Source organism: Bacillus sp. NTK071 (assembly GCF_017303315.1).
Lineage (GTDB): Bacteria > Bacillota > Bacilli > Bacillales > Guptibacillaceae > Guptibacillus.
The window spans coordinates 1-267 of the sequence record NZ_JAFKOI010000076.1; the positions used below are offsets into that span (position 1 = coordinate 1).

General features: G+C 65.9%; 1 protein-coding gene. It reads right to left on the minus strand.

What is annotated here, in order from left to right; genetic code table 11:
- Positions 1-267: LysR substrate-binding domain-containing protein (locus JI666_RS21095; RefSeq protein ID WP_206895036.1), on the minus strand; the 267-nt coding region annotated here is incomplete at both ends.

Genomic DNA, 267 nt, shown 5'->3' on the forward strand with positions numbered 1-267 from the left:
TCGCGGCGAAGACGATCGGCTCGGAGAAGAGCTGCTGAAACGACAGACCGTTGAGCATGCTGGGGTCCAGCAAGCGCCCAACCGCGAAATCGACCCCGCCGTCGCGCAGGCGGTTCACCGCGTCGAAATACATGCGCGCTTCGATGACGACATGGGTATCGGGAAACAGCGTGTAGAAATCCTTGAGCGCGGCCACGGCAAGAAGCCGGGTGATCGCCGGGGCCAGCGCAATGCGCACCACCGGGCGATCGGGCGCGCCGCGCAGCC